At 69.0% G+C, this 15,401-nt stretch carries 12 protein-coding genes; 3 read left to right on the top strand and 9 right to left on the bottom strand.

Going from position 1 to position 15,401, the window contains the following annotated elements; all coding sequences use genetic code 11:
• Positions 1–119: 119 nt before the first annotated feature.
• The 6 genes from ACZ4A5_RS15200 to ACZ4A5_RS15175 all read right to left on the bottom strand — a co-directional run bounded on the left by ACZ4A5_RS15200 (position 120) and on the right by ACZ4A5_RS15175 (position 5,980).
• Positions 120–1,415: a sugar ABC transporter permease gene (locus ACZ4A5_RS15200; protein ID WP_467582850.1), complete on the bottom strand. Its 1,296-nt coding sequence runs from the start codon at positions 1,413–1,415 to the stop codon at positions 120–122.
• Positions 1,412–2,224, bottom strand: coding sequence for an ATP-binding cassette domain-containing protein (locus tag ACZ4A5_RS15195; protein WP_467582959.1), 813 nt, complete (start codon positions 2,222–2,224; stop codon positions 1,412–1,414). Before ACZ4A5_RS15195 ends, ACZ4A5_RS15200 begins: the two co-directional genes overlap by 4 nt.
• Before the next feature lie 34 nt (positions 2,225–2,258).
• A complete protein-coding gene (locus ACZ4A5_RS15190; RefSeq protein ID WP_467582847.1) occupies positions 2,259–3,362 on the bottom strand; it encodes a substrate-binding domain-containing protein in 1,104 nt (367 codons plus the stop codon).
• A gap of 176 nt (positions 3,363–3,538) precedes the next feature.
• A complete protein-coding gene (locus ACZ4A5_RS15185; protein ID WP_467582844.1) occupies positions 3,539–4,738 on the bottom strand; it encodes an ROK family transcriptional regulator in 1,200 nt (399 codons plus the stop codon).
• Positions 4,739–4,877: 139 nt separating this feature from the next.
• The gene (locus ACZ4A5_RS15180) at positions 4,878–5,135 is read right to left on the bottom strand and encodes a DUF397 domain-containing protein (protein WP_467582841.1); all 258 of its coding nucleotides are present in this window, start codon (positions 5,133–5,135) and stop codon (positions 4,878–4,880) included.
• The gene (locus tag ACZ4A5_RS15175) at positions 5,132–5,980 is read right to left on the bottom strand and encodes a helix-turn-helix domain-containing protein (protein ID WP_467582839.1); all 849 of its coding nucleotides are present in this window, start codon (positions 5,978–5,980) and stop codon (positions 5,132–5,134) included. The genes ACZ4A5_RS15180 and ACZ4A5_RS15175 overlap by 4 nt, the downstream gene beginning before the upstream one ends.
• Positions 5,981–6,135: 155 nt before the next feature.
• Between ACZ4A5_RS15175 and ACZ4A5_RS15170 the strand changes: the two genes are divergently transcribed.
• Positions 6,136–6,537: an ATP-binding protein gene (locus ACZ4A5_RS15170; protein ID WP_467582837.1), complete on the top strand. Its 402-nt coding sequence runs from the start codon at positions 6,136–6,138 to the stop codon at positions 6,535–6,537.
• A 33-nt stretch (positions 6,538–6,570) separates the two neighbouring features.
• Here ACZ4A5_RS15170 and ACZ4A5_RS15165 read toward each other — a convergent pair whose 3' ends face one another.
• Genes ACZ4A5_RS15165 through ngcE form a run of 3 tightly spaced genes read right to left on the bottom strand, consistent with a single transcriptional unit; the run spans position 6,571 to position 9,907 of the window.
• Positions 6,571–7,491, bottom strand: coding sequence for a carbohydrate ABC transporter permease (locus tag ACZ4A5_RS15165; protein WP_467582834.1), 921 nt, complete (start codon positions 7,489–7,491; stop codon positions 6,571–6,573).
• Between the two features lie 11 nt (positions 7,492–7,502).
• Complete coding sequence (locus ACZ4A5_RS15160; protein ID WP_398870784.1) at positions 7,503–8,426, bottom strand: carbohydrate ABC transporter permease; 924 nt, start codon at positions 8,424–8,426, stop codon at positions 7,503–7,505.
• A gap of 38 nt (positions 8,427–8,464) precedes the next feature.
• Positions 8,465–9,907: an N-acetylglucosamine/diacetylchitobiose ABC transporter substrate-binding protein gene (gene ngcE / locus ACZ4A5_RS15155; RefSeq protein WP_467582831.1), complete on the bottom strand. Its 1,443-nt coding sequence runs from the start codon at positions 9,905–9,907 to the stop codon at positions 8,465–8,467.
• Between the two features lie 418 nt (positions 9,908–10,325).
• On the opposite strand from ngcE, the gene ACZ4A5_RS15150 reads away from it, so the two are divergent.
• Both ACZ4A5_RS15150 and ACZ4A5_RS15145 read left to right on the top strand, forming a co-directional pair.
• Positions 10,326–14,273 carry a GH92 family glycosyl hydrolase gene (locus ACZ4A5_RS15150; protein ID WP_467582829.1) on the top strand — a complete coding sequence of 1,316 codons (3,948 nt, stop codon included), beginning with the start codon at positions 10,326–10,328 and terminating at the stop codon, positions 14,271–14,273.
• 91 nt (positions 14,274–14,364) lie between these two features.
• Positions 14,365–15,399 carry an FG-GAP repeat domain-containing protein gene (locus ACZ4A5_RS15145; protein WP_467582826.1) on the top strand — a complete coding sequence of 345 codons (1,035 nt, stop codon included), beginning with the start codon at positions 14,365–14,367 and terminating at the stop codon, positions 15,397–15,399.
• The last annotated feature ends 2 nt before the right edge of the window (positions 15,400–15,401 follow it).

Genomic DNA, 15,401 nt, shown 5'->3' with positions numbered 1-15,401 from the left:
CGAAGACACCAAGCATAACGACAGGGACAGCGGGGACCCGTCCCCCCCCCCCCCCCCCCCCCCCCCCCCCCCCCCCCCCCCCCCCCCCCCCCCCCCCCGATCCCGGCTGTCGCCGGGCGCTACGCGCGCCCCGCGCTCCGCTGCGTGCGGCGCGACAGCGAGTCGATGACCACGGCCGCCAGCAGCACCGCGCCCGTGATCATGTACTGGACCGCCGACGCGATCCCCAGCAGGGCCATGCCCGAGGCGATGGACTGGATGACGAGGACGCCCAGCAGCGCGGACCACGTCTTGCCCCGGCCGCCGAAGAGGCTCGTACCGCCGATGACGGCCGCCGCGATGGCGTTCATCAGCAGGCTGCCCGACCCGGAGGACTGGTTCGCGGCGTTGATCTGCGAGGCCAGGAACAGCCCGCCCAGCGCCGCCATCGTCCCGGAGAGCGCGAACACCGAGATCCGGATCGCCGGGACGTCGATGCCCGCCCGGCGGGCCGCCTCGACGCTGCCGCCGAGCGCGAAGACCTTGCGCCCGTACGGCGTGCGGCGCAGCACGAAGTCCAGGGCGACCACGACGCCGAGGAAGATCACCACGGCCAGGGGCAGACCCTTGTACTGATTGAACAACCAGGCCACCACATAGGCCGGGACCGCCAGCGCCGCGGTGCGCAGGACGATCTCGCTCAGCGGCCGGCTGGGCACACCCGCGGCCTCGCGGCGCCTGCTGTCGCGGAACGACAGCAGGAAGAACGCGGCCACGGCCAGGGTCGCCAGGCCGTAGGCCGCGGAGATGTCGGTGAAGTAGTGGTTGGTGAGGTCGGCGACGAGTCCCGTGTCATCGAGGTTGATGGTGCCGTCGGAGCCGAGCACCTGGAGCATCAGGCCGTTCCAGCCGAGCAGGCCGGCCAGGGTCACCACGAACGCGGGCACACCGACGCGGGCGAAGAAGAAGCCGTGCAGCGCGCCGATCACCGCGCCCGTCAGCAGCGCCAGCACGAGGGCGAGCCACTCCGGCATGCCGTGATGGACGTTGAGCACGGCGAAGACGGCGGCCGCCAGACCGCTCACGGAGCCCACGGACAGATCGATCTCGCCGAGGATGAGGACGAAGACGATGCCGACCGCGATCAGGCCCGTGCCGGCGGCGGTGACGAAGAGGTTGGAGAGGTTCTCCGCGCCCAGGAAGGCCGAGTCGCGCAGCTGGAAGATGATGGCGATCATGATCAGGCCGACCACCACGGACAGCGAGCCCAGCTCCCCGCTGCTCAGCTTGCGGCCGAATTCGCTCCAGTACCCGGCGAAACCTTCCTGCCGGACCAGCAGCCGGGGGTCGACGGGGACGACGGTGCCTTCGGCGGGTGCCTGGCCGTTGCCGTCGGGGACCTCGCCGTTGTGGGAATCGGACAGATTCGTGCTCACTGCTTCCCCTCCGCCCTCTCGCCGTCGCCCTCGCCCAGCCGACGGGCCACACGGCGGGTGACAGCGTTGTCGGTGGCCCCGGTGATGGCGGAGATGATCTCTTCCTGGGAGGTGGCGCGCACCTCGAAGGTGCCGTTGTTGCGGCCGAGCCTGAGCACGGCGACGCGGTCGGCCACGGCCTTCACGTCCGCCATGTTGTGGCTGACGAGGATCACCCCGAGGCCGCGCTCCCGCAGCCGCTCGACCAGGTCGAGGACCTGTGCGGTCTGCTCGACGCCCAGCGCCGCGGTGGGCTCGTCGAGGATGACGACCTTGGGCTCGCCGAGCAGCGAGCGGGCGATGGCGACGGTCTGCCGCTGCCCGCCCGAGAGCGCGGCGACGGGGATGCGGACACTGGGGATCCGGATGGACAGGGTGGCGAGCAGCTCGCGGGAGCGGCGCTCCATCTCGACCTCGTCGAGCACCCCGGCGCGGACGATCTCCCGGCCGAGGAAGAGGTTGCCGACCACATCGAGGTTGTCGCACAGCGCGAGGTCCTGGTAGACGGTCGCGATGCCCAGCTCCTGGGCGATGTGCGGCCGGTCGACGGTGACCTTCCGGCCCTCCCACTCGATCACCCCGTCGTCGGCGGGGCCGACTCCGGCGATGGTCTTGACCAGGGTGGACTTACCGGCGCCGTTGTCGCCGACCAGGGCGACCACCTCGCCGGGTGAGATCTCCAACTCCACGTCGGTGAGCGCCTGGACGGCACCGAACCGCTTGGAGATCCCGCGCAACGCCAGCACGGGCGCAGCGGACACGTTCATCAACTCCTCCACCGCCTGAAGGCGGCACGCTGGGGGCTCACTTCAGACCGGCCTTGTCGCACTGCGCCTTGTATTTGGCGGTGCAGATCTCGTCCAGGGTGAAGAAGCCCTCCTTGCCGACGTACTGGGCGATGTCGGGCTTGGTGAGGGCGAAGGGGGTGACGATGACGGAGGGGATCTTCTTCTCGGAGCCGCTGTCCACGGCGGACTTGGCGATGCCGTCGGTCTTCTCGCCCTGCGCGAGGGCGACGGCCAGCTCGGCCGCGGCGTCGGCCTCGGGCTTGTAGGGCTTGTAGACGCTCATGAACTGCTCGTCGGAGAGGATGCGCTGGACCGCGGAGAGCTCGGCGTCCTGGCCGGTGACCGGCGGCAGCTTGGTGAAGCCGGCGCTCTTGAGGGCCGTGATGATGCCGCCCGCCATGCCGTCGTTGGCGGAGTAGACGCCCACGATCCTGTCCTTGCCGAGCGAGGAGATGGCGCCCTTCATGTTCTCGTTGGCGTTCTCCGGCTTCCACTCCTTGGTGTCGTACTCCTTGCCGACGGTGACCTTCCCGTCGAGCACGGAGTGCGCGCCGTCCTTGTACATCTTGGCGTTGGGGTCGGTGACGGAACCGTTCATCATGACGATGTCGCCCTTTGCGGCATTGTCGCCCAGTTCCTTCAGCAGGGATTCGCCCTGGATCTTTCCCACGCGTTCGTTGTCGACGGAGGTGTACGCCTTGATAGGCCCTTCCGCCAGCCGGTCGTAGGCGACGACGGGAATTCCGTTGGCGTTGGCCTTCTTCACCGAGCTCGCTATCGACTTCGCGTCCACCGCGTCCACGATCAGCGCGTCGACCTTTTTGGTGATCATTGTGTCGACCTGCTGCTGCTGAACCGACGCGTCCTGTTTGGCGTTCTCGTAGAGGACCGTCGTCCGCGTCCCCGCGAGTTCCTTGATCTTCTTCTCGATCAGCGGTTTGTCGAATCGCTCATAACGGGCGGTCTGGTTTTCCGGCAGAAGGAGGCCGATGGTCAGCGAGCCCTTCTTTTCCTTCTTGTCCCCGCCACCGGCTTGTTTGGCACTGCCGCAGGCCGCCAGGCCCGCCGCCATCGAGACGGCCGCCACGAGCACCGCGGCACGCCGTATACGCGTGTTCACTTGCAGATACCTCCCTGACGAGGCCGCGTCGTCGCGACCGAGGTGGCTGGAAGTCAACTCGGCCCCCCAGGGGGCGTCAAGAAGTAAATCCTTAACGAGATGGCAACGATGCCATTCGTTATCTGCGTGAACTCAAGATACGGCCGTGGCGGTCAGCCGGAAAACGCTGGCGGCCGTCAGGAGGGCGCGGGAGCGCCCGCGGGACGGGATTCGTCAAGCAGCGTGGAATCGCCCATTTCACTCAGGACGAGCGCCAGCGCGCCCAGCACCTCCGCCCGGCCGCCCAGCGCGCCGGGGACGACCTCCAACTGGCGCGCGGCACTGGGAATGGCGTAGCGCGAGACGGATTCCCGGATCGGGCCGAGCACCAGCTCGCCGGAGTCCGCGAGATCGCCGCCGAGCACCACCCGGCTGGGGTTGAGGAGGTTGCAGAGATTGGCCACACCGCTGCCGATGTGCCGGCCGACGTCACCGATCACCCGGCGGCAGCCGGGGTCGCCCTCGCGCGCGAGCTCCACCATGCGGGCGACGGTCAGATCGGTGCCATGGGCCGAATGGAGGAGGGGCAGGACGTAGCGGGCCGCGGTGAAGGTCTCCAGGCAGCCGCGGTTGCCGCACCGGCAGACCGGCCCGGCCTCGTCGAGCGTGATGTGCCCGATCTCCCCCGCGGTGCCGCCCGGGCCCCGGTAGATCTGTCCGTTGATCACCAGGCCGGCGCCCACACCGCTGGCGACCTTGATGTACGCGAGGTCGCCCGCGCCCCGGCCCGCGCCCCAGACCAGCTCGCCCAGCGCGCCGAGGTTGGCATCGTTGTCGACGTGGACGGGGACGCCGATGCGGGCGGCGAGGTCGTCGCGGGGGTTGGTGCCCGCCCAGCCCGGCAGGATCGCGGTCGAGCCCAGCGTCCCGGAGGCGACGTCGATCGGGCCGGGCACGCCCAGGCCCACTCCGACGATCTTGGCGGGGTTGATGCCCGCCTCCTCGATCAGCCGCTTGACCAGGTGCTCGGCCCGGTCCAGGCCCTGCGCCGCGGAGGCGTCCACATCCAGCGGCTCGGCGTCCTCGGCCAGCACGCGGTGCGCGAGGTTGCCGATGGCCACCCGCAGGTGCGTGTGCCCGAAGTCGACGCCCACGACGATCCCGGCGTCACCGGAGAGGGAGACGCTGCGGGCGCGGCGGCCGCCGGAGGAGGTGGGAGTGACCTCGACGGTGCCGCCGTCCTTGAGCTCCCGGACGATGTTGGAGACCGTGGCAGCCGAGAGTCCCGTGGCGCGGGCGATCTCCGCCTGGGTGAGCGAGCCCGCCATGCGTACGGCCCGCACGACCCGCTCCAGGTTGGCCCGGTGCAGTGACGACTGCGACCCCGGAGTCTCCACGATTGTTCACTCCCGCCTCGCCGGGTACGGCACGACCGCCGCCCCGCGGCCGGGCCACAGCACTGGAGCCCAGCCATCCGTACAACATATGAACTCTAAGCTGAGCCGTCCGGGGTAACTCCCGTCAAGGCCCTGAACCCTATCGAGCTCGCGCGCTCGGTGGGCGGGCGGGCCGGGGGCCGTCCAGGACGCCGGATCTCACCGCCCGCAGCAGGGCCGCCCAGGCGTCCGGCGCGGGCGTCAGCACCGTGCGCGGGCGGTCGCTCTCGCGGAACCGCAGCCGCCCGCCGGAGCCCGGCGCGGCCTCCAGGCACTCCTGGCCGCCGCCGCTGCCGGAGAAGCGGGACCGCTGCCATCCGCCCGGAGCGCCGGGGTCCGCCGGGCGCGGGGCCCTCACGCCCGTACCGCCAGCTTCTTGATCATGACGAGCGAGGCGTCGGGCGTGAGCGCGAGGGACCGCAGGGAGCCGAAGAGCTCGCGGTAGCGCCGGACGTCCTCCTCCCGGTCCAGATAGGCGGCCGCGGCGAGGCTGTCCGTCATGACGACGTCCATGCCGGACGCGAGCAGTCCATAGACGACGAACGGTCCGTCCAGGCCGCCGTGCACCCCCGCGTCGAACGGCAGCACCTGGATCCGCGCCCGCCCGCTCTCCACGAGGCCGACGAGGTGCCCCAGCTGGCCGCGCATCACCTCCGGCCCGCCCACCCCGCAGCGCAGTGCCGCCTCGTAGACCACCGCGGTGAGCTCGGGGGCGTCCGGCTTGGCGAGCACGGCCTGCCGGGTGGTCCGGGCCGCCACGCAGCGCTCGGCCGCGGCGTCGTCGTAACCGTGCCGGCCGCCCTTGAACAGCGCGCGCATATAGCCGGGGGTCTGGAGCAGACCCGGCACGAGCACGGTCTGCCAGACCTGGACGGACACCGCCTTGGACTCCAGGTGCGCGAGATCGGCGATGCCGGGAAAAGCGCTCACGTAGCTGTTCCACCAGCCCTGGCGGCGGCCCTCGCGGGCGAGGTCGACGAGCGAATCGACCAGCGCCTGATCGGTCACCCCATATGCCTTCAGCAGGCCGCGTAGCTCGAATGGGCGAATCCCATTGGTGCCGGTCTCGATGCGGCTGATCTTGGCCTGTCCGCACTCCAGCGCCTCTGCGGCATCTTCACCTGACATACCCGCGGCCTCACGGAGCTTACGGAGCTCCGCACCGAGGCGCTTCTGTCGGATAGTTGGGGGCTTCTGCGGCATGACAATCCTCCCTTCCTTTGGGCAGAGAGTCTGCCTGCACACACCCGGTGAGCACAGTCACTCACAGGGACGAAAGCGCACCGAATTTATGCACTCGCGGTCGATCCCATCCCACTCTTGATGCCCCTCCTGTTTCCCCCCGAACGGAGCCCACAATGTGCGAGGACCCCCAACTGGCCACCGCGGACTGGTGGTACACACTCCGGATCCCTGCCCAGCCGTGGATGATCAGCGTCGTGCGCAGCTCCCTGCGGCTCGCGCTGCAGCGCCACGGCCGCCTCGATCTCGCCGATACCGCCTGCCTGTTGGTCACGGAGCTGGTCACCAATGGCGTGGTGCACACCAAATCCCCGGTGACCGTGGACCTCAGCTGCCGCGCCGGCGTCCTGCGGGTCGATGTGCACGACACCAGCCCCGAGATCCCGGTCCGCGTCACCGCGGGCCGGTACGACGAGTCCGGCCGCGGGCTCACCCTCATCGACAGCTGCGCGAGATCCTGGGGCGTCCGCCCGGCCGCGCAGGGCCCCGGCAAGGCGGTCTGGTTCACCCTCCACTGACGGCCGGCCGGGCGGCGGCACAGCCCCCGGCGGCTACTTCAGCGCACCCGCCGTCAGGCCCGCCTGGACCTGCCGCTGGAAGAGGAAATAGACGACGAGGACCGGCAGCATGGCGATCACCATGCCGGCCATCAGACCGCCCCAGTCCCCGTCGTAGCCCTGCTGGAGGGCGATCTGGGCGAGGCCCTGCGTCAGGACGTAGTGGTGCTCGTTCTGATTGAGGACCATGGGCAGGAGGTACTGGTTCCACTGGCCCAGGAAATTGAAGATGCCGATGCTGATCAGGCCCGGCTTGGCCATCGGGAGCATGACCTGGAAGAACGTCCGGGTGTGCGAGGCCCCGTCGATCATGGCGGCCTCGGCGACCGAGGTCGGCAGCGTACGGAAGAAGGCCGTCATGAAGAAGACGGTGAACGGCAGCGAGAAGGCGATGTAGACCAGGATCAGCCCGGGATACGTCGCCAGCAGGGACACGCCGGGGAAGTCCCGCAGCACGAAGAAGAGCGGGATGACCAGCATGAAGACCGGGAAGGACATCCCGGCCACGAAGAGGTAGTAGATGAAGCGGTTTCCGGGGAAGGTGAAGCGGGCCAGCACATAGCCCGCCATCGACCCGAGCACCATCGTGCCGACGACCGAACACCCCACGACGATGATGGTGTTGGCGAAATACCGGCCGATGCTCGCCCGCTCCCAGGCGTGCGCCCAGTTCTCGAAGTGGAACGAGCGCGGCAGCGACCACGGCGAGCTGAGGATGTCACCGCTGCTCTTGAAGGAACTCCACAGCACCCAGATCAGCGGCAGGCCGACCATGACCGCCCAGAGGACGAGAATGCCGTGCGAGAAGACATTCAGCACCGCGCCCTCGGGGCGGCGGCGCTCGGCGCCCCGCCCGCCCCGCCGCCCGGCCTCGGCCGTTTCCTTCGCGGGCACCGCGCCTGCTTCCGTCGTCATTCGGCGTACCCCTAGAACTCGATCCGCTCACGACGCGCGAAGCGCATGGTGAGCACGGCGAACAGCAGAGTCACGATGAGCATCGCGATGCCCATGGCCGACGCGTAGCCGAATTGGCTGTCGCGGAAAGCGGTTTGATAGAGCCGCAGCGGGACGACGTCCGTCGCGCCGTCCGGGCCGCCCATGTTCACCGACATGATCTGCACCAGCGCGAAGGCGTCCATCGCGATGATGCCCATGTAGACCCAGCCGGTCTGCACGGTGTCCCACAGCAGCGGCAGGGTGATCCGGAAGAAGGTGTGGGCGCGGCCGGCGCCGTCCAGCAGCGCCGCTTCGTAGATGTCCCGCGGGATGGAGGCCATGGCGGCCGAGAAGAGGACCACATAGAAGCCGACGTTCGCCCAGACCATCACGAGCATGATGCAGGCCAGCGCGATGCTCTTCTCCCCCAGCCAGGCGCTCTGCAAGGAGTCCAGGCCCACGGCCCCCAGCAGGGAGTTGAGCATGCCGTCCGAGGGATCTGGGTTGTAGATGTTGAACCAGATCACCGAAATGATGGTGATGGAGATGACCTGCGGGAAGAAGAAGACGAATTTGTAGAACTTCGAGCCCCGCACCCCGGTGACCACCGCGCCCCGCCGGGCCTTGCCGCCGACATTGAGCATGAAGGCGAAGAACAGGCCGAGCGCCAGCGTCACGATGGGCACGAGCACCAGCATGATGACGTTGTGCTTGAGCGCGTTCCAGAATTCGTCGCTGTGCACGAGCTTGTCGTAGTTGTCGAACCCGATATATTTCGCCGCGCCCTTGAGCCCGCTCCAGTCGGTCATCGCGATCTGGAACGCCTGGACGAACGGCGAGATCACAAAGATCGCGTAGACCGCCAGCGGCAGGGCCAGGAACCCCGCGATGAACCGGTACTTGCCGTGCTGCATGCTGCCTCCCGGCCCTTTCTCATCGGCCGCCGGACCCGTCAGGCCGACCGGTGGAACTTGGTGACGGAGCTGTCCTTGGCGAACTCGTCCGCGTACTGCTGCGTCTTCTTGATCCACTCGGCGGCCTTGAGGTCACCGGTGAGCAACTGGCTGGTCAGGCCGCCCATCTTCTCGTCCGTCAGCTTGGGGTACCACTCCTGCAGCTGGATCATCAGCAGGTTCTGGTTGCCGCCCGCGGCCTTGACGGCCTGCGCCGCCGAGGCCAGGCCCGGGGAGAGCGAGGCCCCCTCGGCACCCTGCATGTTGCTCGTCAGGGAATGGACCTTCTGCGCGAAGTTCTGCGCGTGCTTCTTGGAGAGCATGATGCGCAGCAATTCCATGCCGCCCGTGGGGTTCTTGCCTCCCTTGGCGACGATGAAGGGCTCGCTGGGCTCGGCGCGCACCGCGCCGTGCGGCATCTTGTCGCCGGAGCCGCCGTCGAAGAGCGGGCCGACGGCCATGCCGAAGTCCTTGGGGGTGGTCGGGGTCGCCTCGTTCTCCACCCAGGAGCCGTTGGGGATGAAGACGGCCTTGCCCTTGGTCCAGGCGGTCTGGGCCTGGATATGGGTCAGGCCCTGGCTGCCCCCCAGGAAATACCCCTTGGCGGCGAGTTCCTCGTAGTGCCCGATGACCTGCTTGACCGCGTCGTTGGAGGTCCAGGCGTTGGGCTCCAGATTGTCGATCGCGATCCACTTGTCCAGACCGCCGATCTTGGCGATCTGCGGGAAGATGTTGAAGTGGACGTAGTAGGGGTATTTCCCGGGGTAGGTCCAGGGCGCGATGCCCGCCTTCTTGATCTCCTCGCAGAGCTTGATCATGTCGTCGAGGGACTTCGGGTACGTCCATCCCTTGTCCGACAGCAGCTTCTGGGAATACCAGGTGCCATAGACGGTGAAGGCGTAATAGAGGACGTCGAAGGCGTCCTTGTGCTTGCCCTTCTCGATGGCGCTCGGATAGAGGATGTCCCGGACCTTCTTCGCGGGATCGTCCGGCGAGGCCGCGTCGAGCAGCGGGGTGAGGTCGAGCAACTGCCCCTGCGAGGAGAGCTTGTTCATGTCCAGGTGGTCGGCGCCGGAGTTGTCGATGACGTCCGGCGGATTGCCACCGGCGAAGCGGGGCTGGAGCTTGGGGCCGATCTGCTGGGTGCCGGTGTGCTTGACCTCGGCTCCGTACGTGGCCTTGTAATCCGCCTCGGCGTCCTTGGCGTACTGATCGCCCAGGCCGCCCTTGAAGATGAACGCGTCGAGCGGCGCACCGTTCTTGACGCCGAGCGGATTCTTCTCCGACTTCTTGCCCTGCTCGCCCTTGTCCTTGCTCTTGTCGTCGCTGCCGCCGCCGGTGGCACACGCGGTGAGCACACTCATCGACGGCACCGCGATCAGACCCAGTGCCGCGGTCCGCTTGACCAGATCTCTCCGGCTGAATTCCGATGTGGATCCCATGCTCAAGTCCTCGCCTTCTCCAGGACTCAGGCGGTGTGGCGGTCTTTCCCTCGCGCACGTGCGAACCGGCCAAGGACGAAGGTCCCGACACCGCAGGTCAGTTGAAGCTTGGTGTGCTGGGTGTGCGCCGGGATCGGTGCCGCCCCCACGGCAGCCCCCGTCCGCCGCTCTCCCCCGGATCCGCCGCGGCGGCCTGCGGCCGCCCCGGACGCCGACAGGTATAGTCCACTTCACATCAACTGGGCAAGATCGAAAGCGGCTTTGACCGTCAGTCTTTCCCGAGTTGAGACCTCCTCAACCTACGCCGCCCCCGCGACGACACCAACATCCGGACCCTTGACACCACTGGCGTCTCACGCCCTACTTATTTCTGCGCGACTCGGTTGACAACGTTGTCGGATTCGTGGAGAGGCAAGGGATGCGGCAGAGTCAGCGACAGGGGTTCCGCCACCGATGGCGTACACTCACCCGGCCCCTGGCCCTCCTCGCCGCCACTCTCGTGGTGACGGCCACTCAGACTCCGTACGGGGCCGCCGCGCCGGCCCCGGCGGCCGCCGCGCAGCGCTTCAGCTCCTCCTTCGAGCCGGGCGAGCCGCAGCCCGATTGGCGCAATGCCGTGGAGACCGGGCCCGACGGGCGGCGGCGGGCCGCCGGGATAGACGGCAGCGACGCGGCGGGCATCCCCGGCAACATCACCGACAAGGTCACCGCCGTCCGGGCGAGCGGGGAGAACGCCGGGGCCGGAGAGGTCAAGGAGAACCTGATCGACGGCGAGCCCACGACCAAGTGGCTCACCTTCGAGCGGACGCCCTGGCTCGGATTCGAGCTGTCCGAGCCCGTCACGGCCGTGCGCTACGCGCTGACCTCCGCCAACGACGCCCCAGGCCGGGACCCCAGGGACTGGACGCTCAAGGGCTCCGACGACGGACACAGCTGGACGGTGCTGGACGACCGCAGGGACGTCCTCTTCGAAAAGCGCCTCCAGACCAAGGAGTTCTCCTTCACCAACAGCACCTCCTACCGGCAGTACCGGCTGGACATCACCCGCAACAACGGGGACGGCATCACCCAGCTGGCCGAGCTCCAGCTGGCGACCGCGGACACCGGCGGCCCGCCGCCCCCGGACATGCGCAGCTACGTCGACAGCGGGCCCACCGGCTCGCCGACGGCCAAGCCGCGCGCCGGCTTCACCGGCACCCACGCCCTGCGCTACGGCGGCAGGCACCAGGCCACCGGCCACGCGTACGCCTACAACAAGATCTTCGCCGTGCGGGTCGCGGTCACCCCCGAGACCCGGCTCTCCTACAAGATCTTCCCCTCGATGCCGGAGGCCGACCCGCGCTATCCGGCCACCCACGCCGCGCTCGACCTCGCCTTCACCGACGGCACCTATCTCAGCGAGCTGGGCGCCGTCGACCAGGACGGCGCGCGCCTCACACCGCAGGGCCAGGCCGAGTCCAAGACCCTCTACGTCAACCAGTGGAACGCCAAGGAGTCGCGGATCGGCGCGGTCGCCGCGGGCAAGACCGTGGCCCGGGTGCTCATCGCCTACGACTCGCCGGCCGGCCCGGCGAAATTCCGCGGCTGGGTGGACGACATCTCGCTCGCCCCCGCGCCCGCGGAGAAGCCCGCGGCGCACCTGGCCGACTACGCCCTCACCACGCGTGGCACGCATTCCAGCTCGACCTTCTCCCGCGGCAACACCTTCCCCGCCACCGCCCTCCCCCATGGCTTCAACTTCTGGACCCCCGTCACCAACGCCGGCTCGACGGACTGGCTCTATCAGTACGCCGCCGCGAACAACGCCGACAACCTCCCCGCCATCCAGGCGTTCAGCGCCAGTCACGAGCCGAGCCCCTGGATGGGCGACCGGCAGACCTTCCAGGTGATGCCGTCGGCCGCCACCGGCACCCCGGACGCCGGGCGGACGGCCCGCGCGCTCCCCTTCCACCACTCCCATGAGATCGCGAAGCCGCACTACTACGGCGTCACCTTCGACAACGGGCTGAAGGCCGAGATCGTCCCCAGCGACCACGCGGCCCTGATGCGTTTCACCTTTCCGGGTGAGAACGCCAGCGTCATCCTTGACAACGTCCGGGACCAGGGAGGGCTGACGCTCGATCCCGGCCACGGCGTGATCACCGGCTACTCCGATGTGCGCAGCGGGCTCTCCACCGGCGCCGGACGGCTCTTCGTCTACGGCGTCTTCGACGCGCCCGTCACCGCGAGCGGCAAGCTCGGCGGCCCGCCCGACCTCCCGTCGAGCGCGATCAGCTCGGCCGACCCGGACGGCACGCGCCGCGCGGACGACGAGGGCACCCGGGGTGACGGCGTCACCGGCTATCTGCGCTTCAAGCCGGGCCAGGACCACACGGTGACGCTGCGCATCGCGACCTCCCTCATCGGCGTCGACCAGGCGAAGGCCAACCTCGGCCAGGAGATCCCCGCCGGCACCTCCTTCGACGAGGTCCACGACCGCGCCCGCGCCGCGTGGGACGACGTCCTGGGCCGGATCGAGGTCAAGGGCGCGAGCCGGGACCAGCTCACCACGCTCTATTCGAACCTCTACCGCCTCTACCTCTATCCCAACTCGGGCTTCGAGAACACCGGCTCCGCCGCGCACCCCCACAGCCGCTACGCCAGCCCCTTCAGCCCGCCCGCCGGCGAGCCCACCCCGACCCGTACCGGCGCGAAGATCGTCGACGGCGAGGTCTACGTCAACAACGGCTTCTGGGACACCTACCGCACCACTTGGCCCGCGTACGCCCTGCTGACCCCGAAACGGGCGGGGAAGCTCGTCGACGGCTTCGTCCAGCAGTACAAGGACGGCGGCTGGATCTCCCGCTGGTCCTCCCCCGGCTACGCCGACCTGATGACCGGCACCAGTTCGGACGTCGCCTTCGCCGACGCCTACGCCAAGGGCGTCCGCTTCGACGCGGAGGCGGCGTACGCGGCGGCGCTGAAGAACGCCACGGTGGCGCCGCCCAACCCCGGCGTGGGCCGCAAGGGCATGGAGACCTCCGTCTTTCTCGGCTACACCAGCACCACGACGCGGGAGGGCATGTCCTGGGCGCTGGAGGGCTATCTCAACGACTACGGGATCGCGCGGATGGGCCAGGCGCTCTACGCGAAGACCCACAAGGAGCACTACCGCGACGAGTCCGCCTATTTCATGAACCGCGCCCGGAACTACGTCAAGCTCTTCGACCCCGGCGTCGGCTTCTTCCAGGGCAAGGGCCCGGACGGCACCTGGCGGCTGCCGCCCCGGAGTTACGACCCGCGCGTCTGGGGCAACGACTACACCGAGACCAATGGCTGGAACTTCGCCTTCCACGCCCCGCAGGACACCCGGGGCCTGGCCAACCTCTACGGCGGCCGGGCGGGCCTCGCGAAGAAGCTCGACACCTTCTTCGCCACGCCCGAGACCGGCTCGCCGGAGTTCGCCGGTTCCTACGGCGGGGTCATCCACGAGATGACCGAGGCCCGGGACGTGCGCATGGGGATGTACGGCCACAGCAACCAGGTCTCGCACCACATCGCCTACATGTACGACGCGACCGGCCGGCCCTGGCGGACGCAGCAGAAGGTCCGCGAGGTGCTGTCCCGCCTCTACCTCGGCAGCGAGATCGGCCAGGGTTACCCGGGCGACGAGGACAACGGCGAGATGTCGGCGTGGTACGTCTTCAGCGCCCTCGGCTTCTATCCGCTGGTGATGGGCAGCGGGGAGTACGCGATCGGCTCGCCGCTGTTCACGCAGGCCACCGTCCATCTGGAGAACGGGCGCGACCTGGTCGTGAAGGCGCCGGGCAACAGCGCCAGGAACTTCTATGTGCAGGGCCTGCGGGTGAACGGCGAGAAGTGGGACTCCACGGCGCTCCCGCACTCCGTGGTCGCGAACGGCGGGACGCTGGAGTTCACCATGGGCCCCCGGCCGTCGTCGTGGGGCAGCGGCCGCGACGCGGGGCCCACCTCCCTCACCCAGGGCGACGCGGTGCCGGAGCCGGAGGGCGACCTGACGGCCCCGGGCACGTCGGCGCTCACGGACAACACCTCGGCCACGGAGGCGACGTTCACCGTGACCCCACTGGAGGTGCCCTCCGGCTCGCGCGTGACCTCGTACACCCTCACGTCGGCCGACCGCACCAAGGCTCCGGGCGGCTGGGTGCTCAAGGGGTCGACGGACGGCGAGACCTGGACGGAGGTCGACCGGCGCGTCGGCGAGTCCTTCGCCTGGGACCGGCAGACCCGGGTGTTCTCGGTGCGCACACCGGGCTTCTTCCGGCACTACCGCCTGGAGACGGTGGCCGGTGAGAGCACACTCGCTGAGATCGAGCTGATCGGCCCGAGATCCCCACATAGTGATTGACAGGTAAAGAAAATGTGAAAGATCATGGAGTCTCTGCGGCGGGCCCGGACCGGGCCCGCCGTTCTTCACCTGAGACCTCCTGGAGACCCACGTGGCTCAACTCCCCGGCCGTTCGCGCGCCGTGCGTCGCGTCGCGACCGCGGCCATAGCCGCCGCCGTGCTCGGCACCACCGCCGGCACGGCCCTGGCCGACGGCCCCTCGGCCGCCCCCGCCTCGGGCGCGGCCAAGTCGGCGGCGAAGCTCTCCGCCGACACCTCCGCCAAGCACCGCTTCGAGGCGCTGCGCGGCGAGGCGAAGTCCGGCGACTACCCCAAGTCGGGCGCTCAGGCCCCCAAGCCGGCCGCCCCGCACCTGGCCGCCCCGCGCAGCAAGGTCAAGGCCGACGGCCCCTCCGCCGACGCGCCGTTCTTCCCGCTGAGCGCCGTCAACAACGACGACCTCTACTTCTACTGGCCCGACGGCAAGGGCGGTATCACGCCCAAGGAGTTCGTCACCGGCAACTGGGGCAGGATCAACGCCGCGGCGCGGGTCGACAACGACCGCGACGGCCTGAGCGAGGCCCTCTACGTCCGGGACAACGACCAGAACATCATCTACGCCACCGCGAACAGCTCGAAGGTCGTCGCGGACGACTGGGGCCAGTACGACCAGTTCATCTCCCCGGGCAACCTCGGCGGCGCGGCCGAGTCCGACATCCTGGTCCGTGACCGCGAGGGTGTCCTGTGGCTGTATCTCGCCTACCCCGACGGCACCCTGACGGGCCGTAAGAAGGTCGGTCCGGGCTGGAACCAGTACACCGAGATCCAGGGCCGCGGCGACCTCACCGGTGACGGCAAGACCGACATCGTCGCCCGCGACAAGGACGGCGTGCTGTGGCTCTACAAGGGCACCGGCGACTACACCAAGCCTTTCGAGACCAAGCAGCGTATCGGCGGCGGCTGGAACCAGTTCAACAAGCTGGCGGCCACCGGTGACGTGGACCAGGACGGCAAGTCCGACCTGATCGCGCGCGACAACGACGGCGCCCTGTGGCTCTACCGCGGCACGGGCAAGGCGTCCCAGCCGTTCGAGTACAAGGTGAAGATCGGCAACTCGGGCTGGAACCAGTACCGGATGCTGTTCTGACG

Source organism: Streptomyces sp. NPDC025618 (genome assembly GCF_055558795.1).
The sequence above is the reverse complement of the archived record's forward strand: the minus strand, read 5'-3'. Positions and strand labels throughout refer to the sequence as shown.

Coding starts and splice junctions, on each gene's coding strand:
- ngcE (WP_467582831.1), bottom strand. CDS start 9,907: ATGGGATCCACATCGGAATTCAGCCGGAGAGATCTGGTCAAGCGGACC.
- ACZ4A5_RS15165 (WP_467582834.1), bottom strand. CDS start 7,491: ATGACGACGGAAGCAGGCGCGGTGCCCGCGAAGGAAACGGCCGAGGCC.
- ACZ4A5_RS15150 (WP_467582829.1), top strand. CDS start 10,326: ATGCGGCAGAGTCAGCGACAGGGGTTCCGCCACCGATGGCGTACACTC.
- ACZ4A5_RS15175 (WP_467582839.1), bottom strand. CDS start 5,980: ATGCCGCAGAAGCCCCCAACTATCCGACAGAAGCGCCTCGGTGCGGAG.
- ACZ4A5_RS15170 (WP_467582837.1), top strand. CDS start 6,136: ATGTGCGAGGACCCCCAACTGGCCACCGCGGACTGGTGGTACACACTC.
- ACZ4A5_RS15160 (WP_398870784.1), bottom strand. CDS start 8,426: ATGCAGCACGGCAAGTACCGGTTCATCGCGGGGTTCCTGGCCCTGCCG.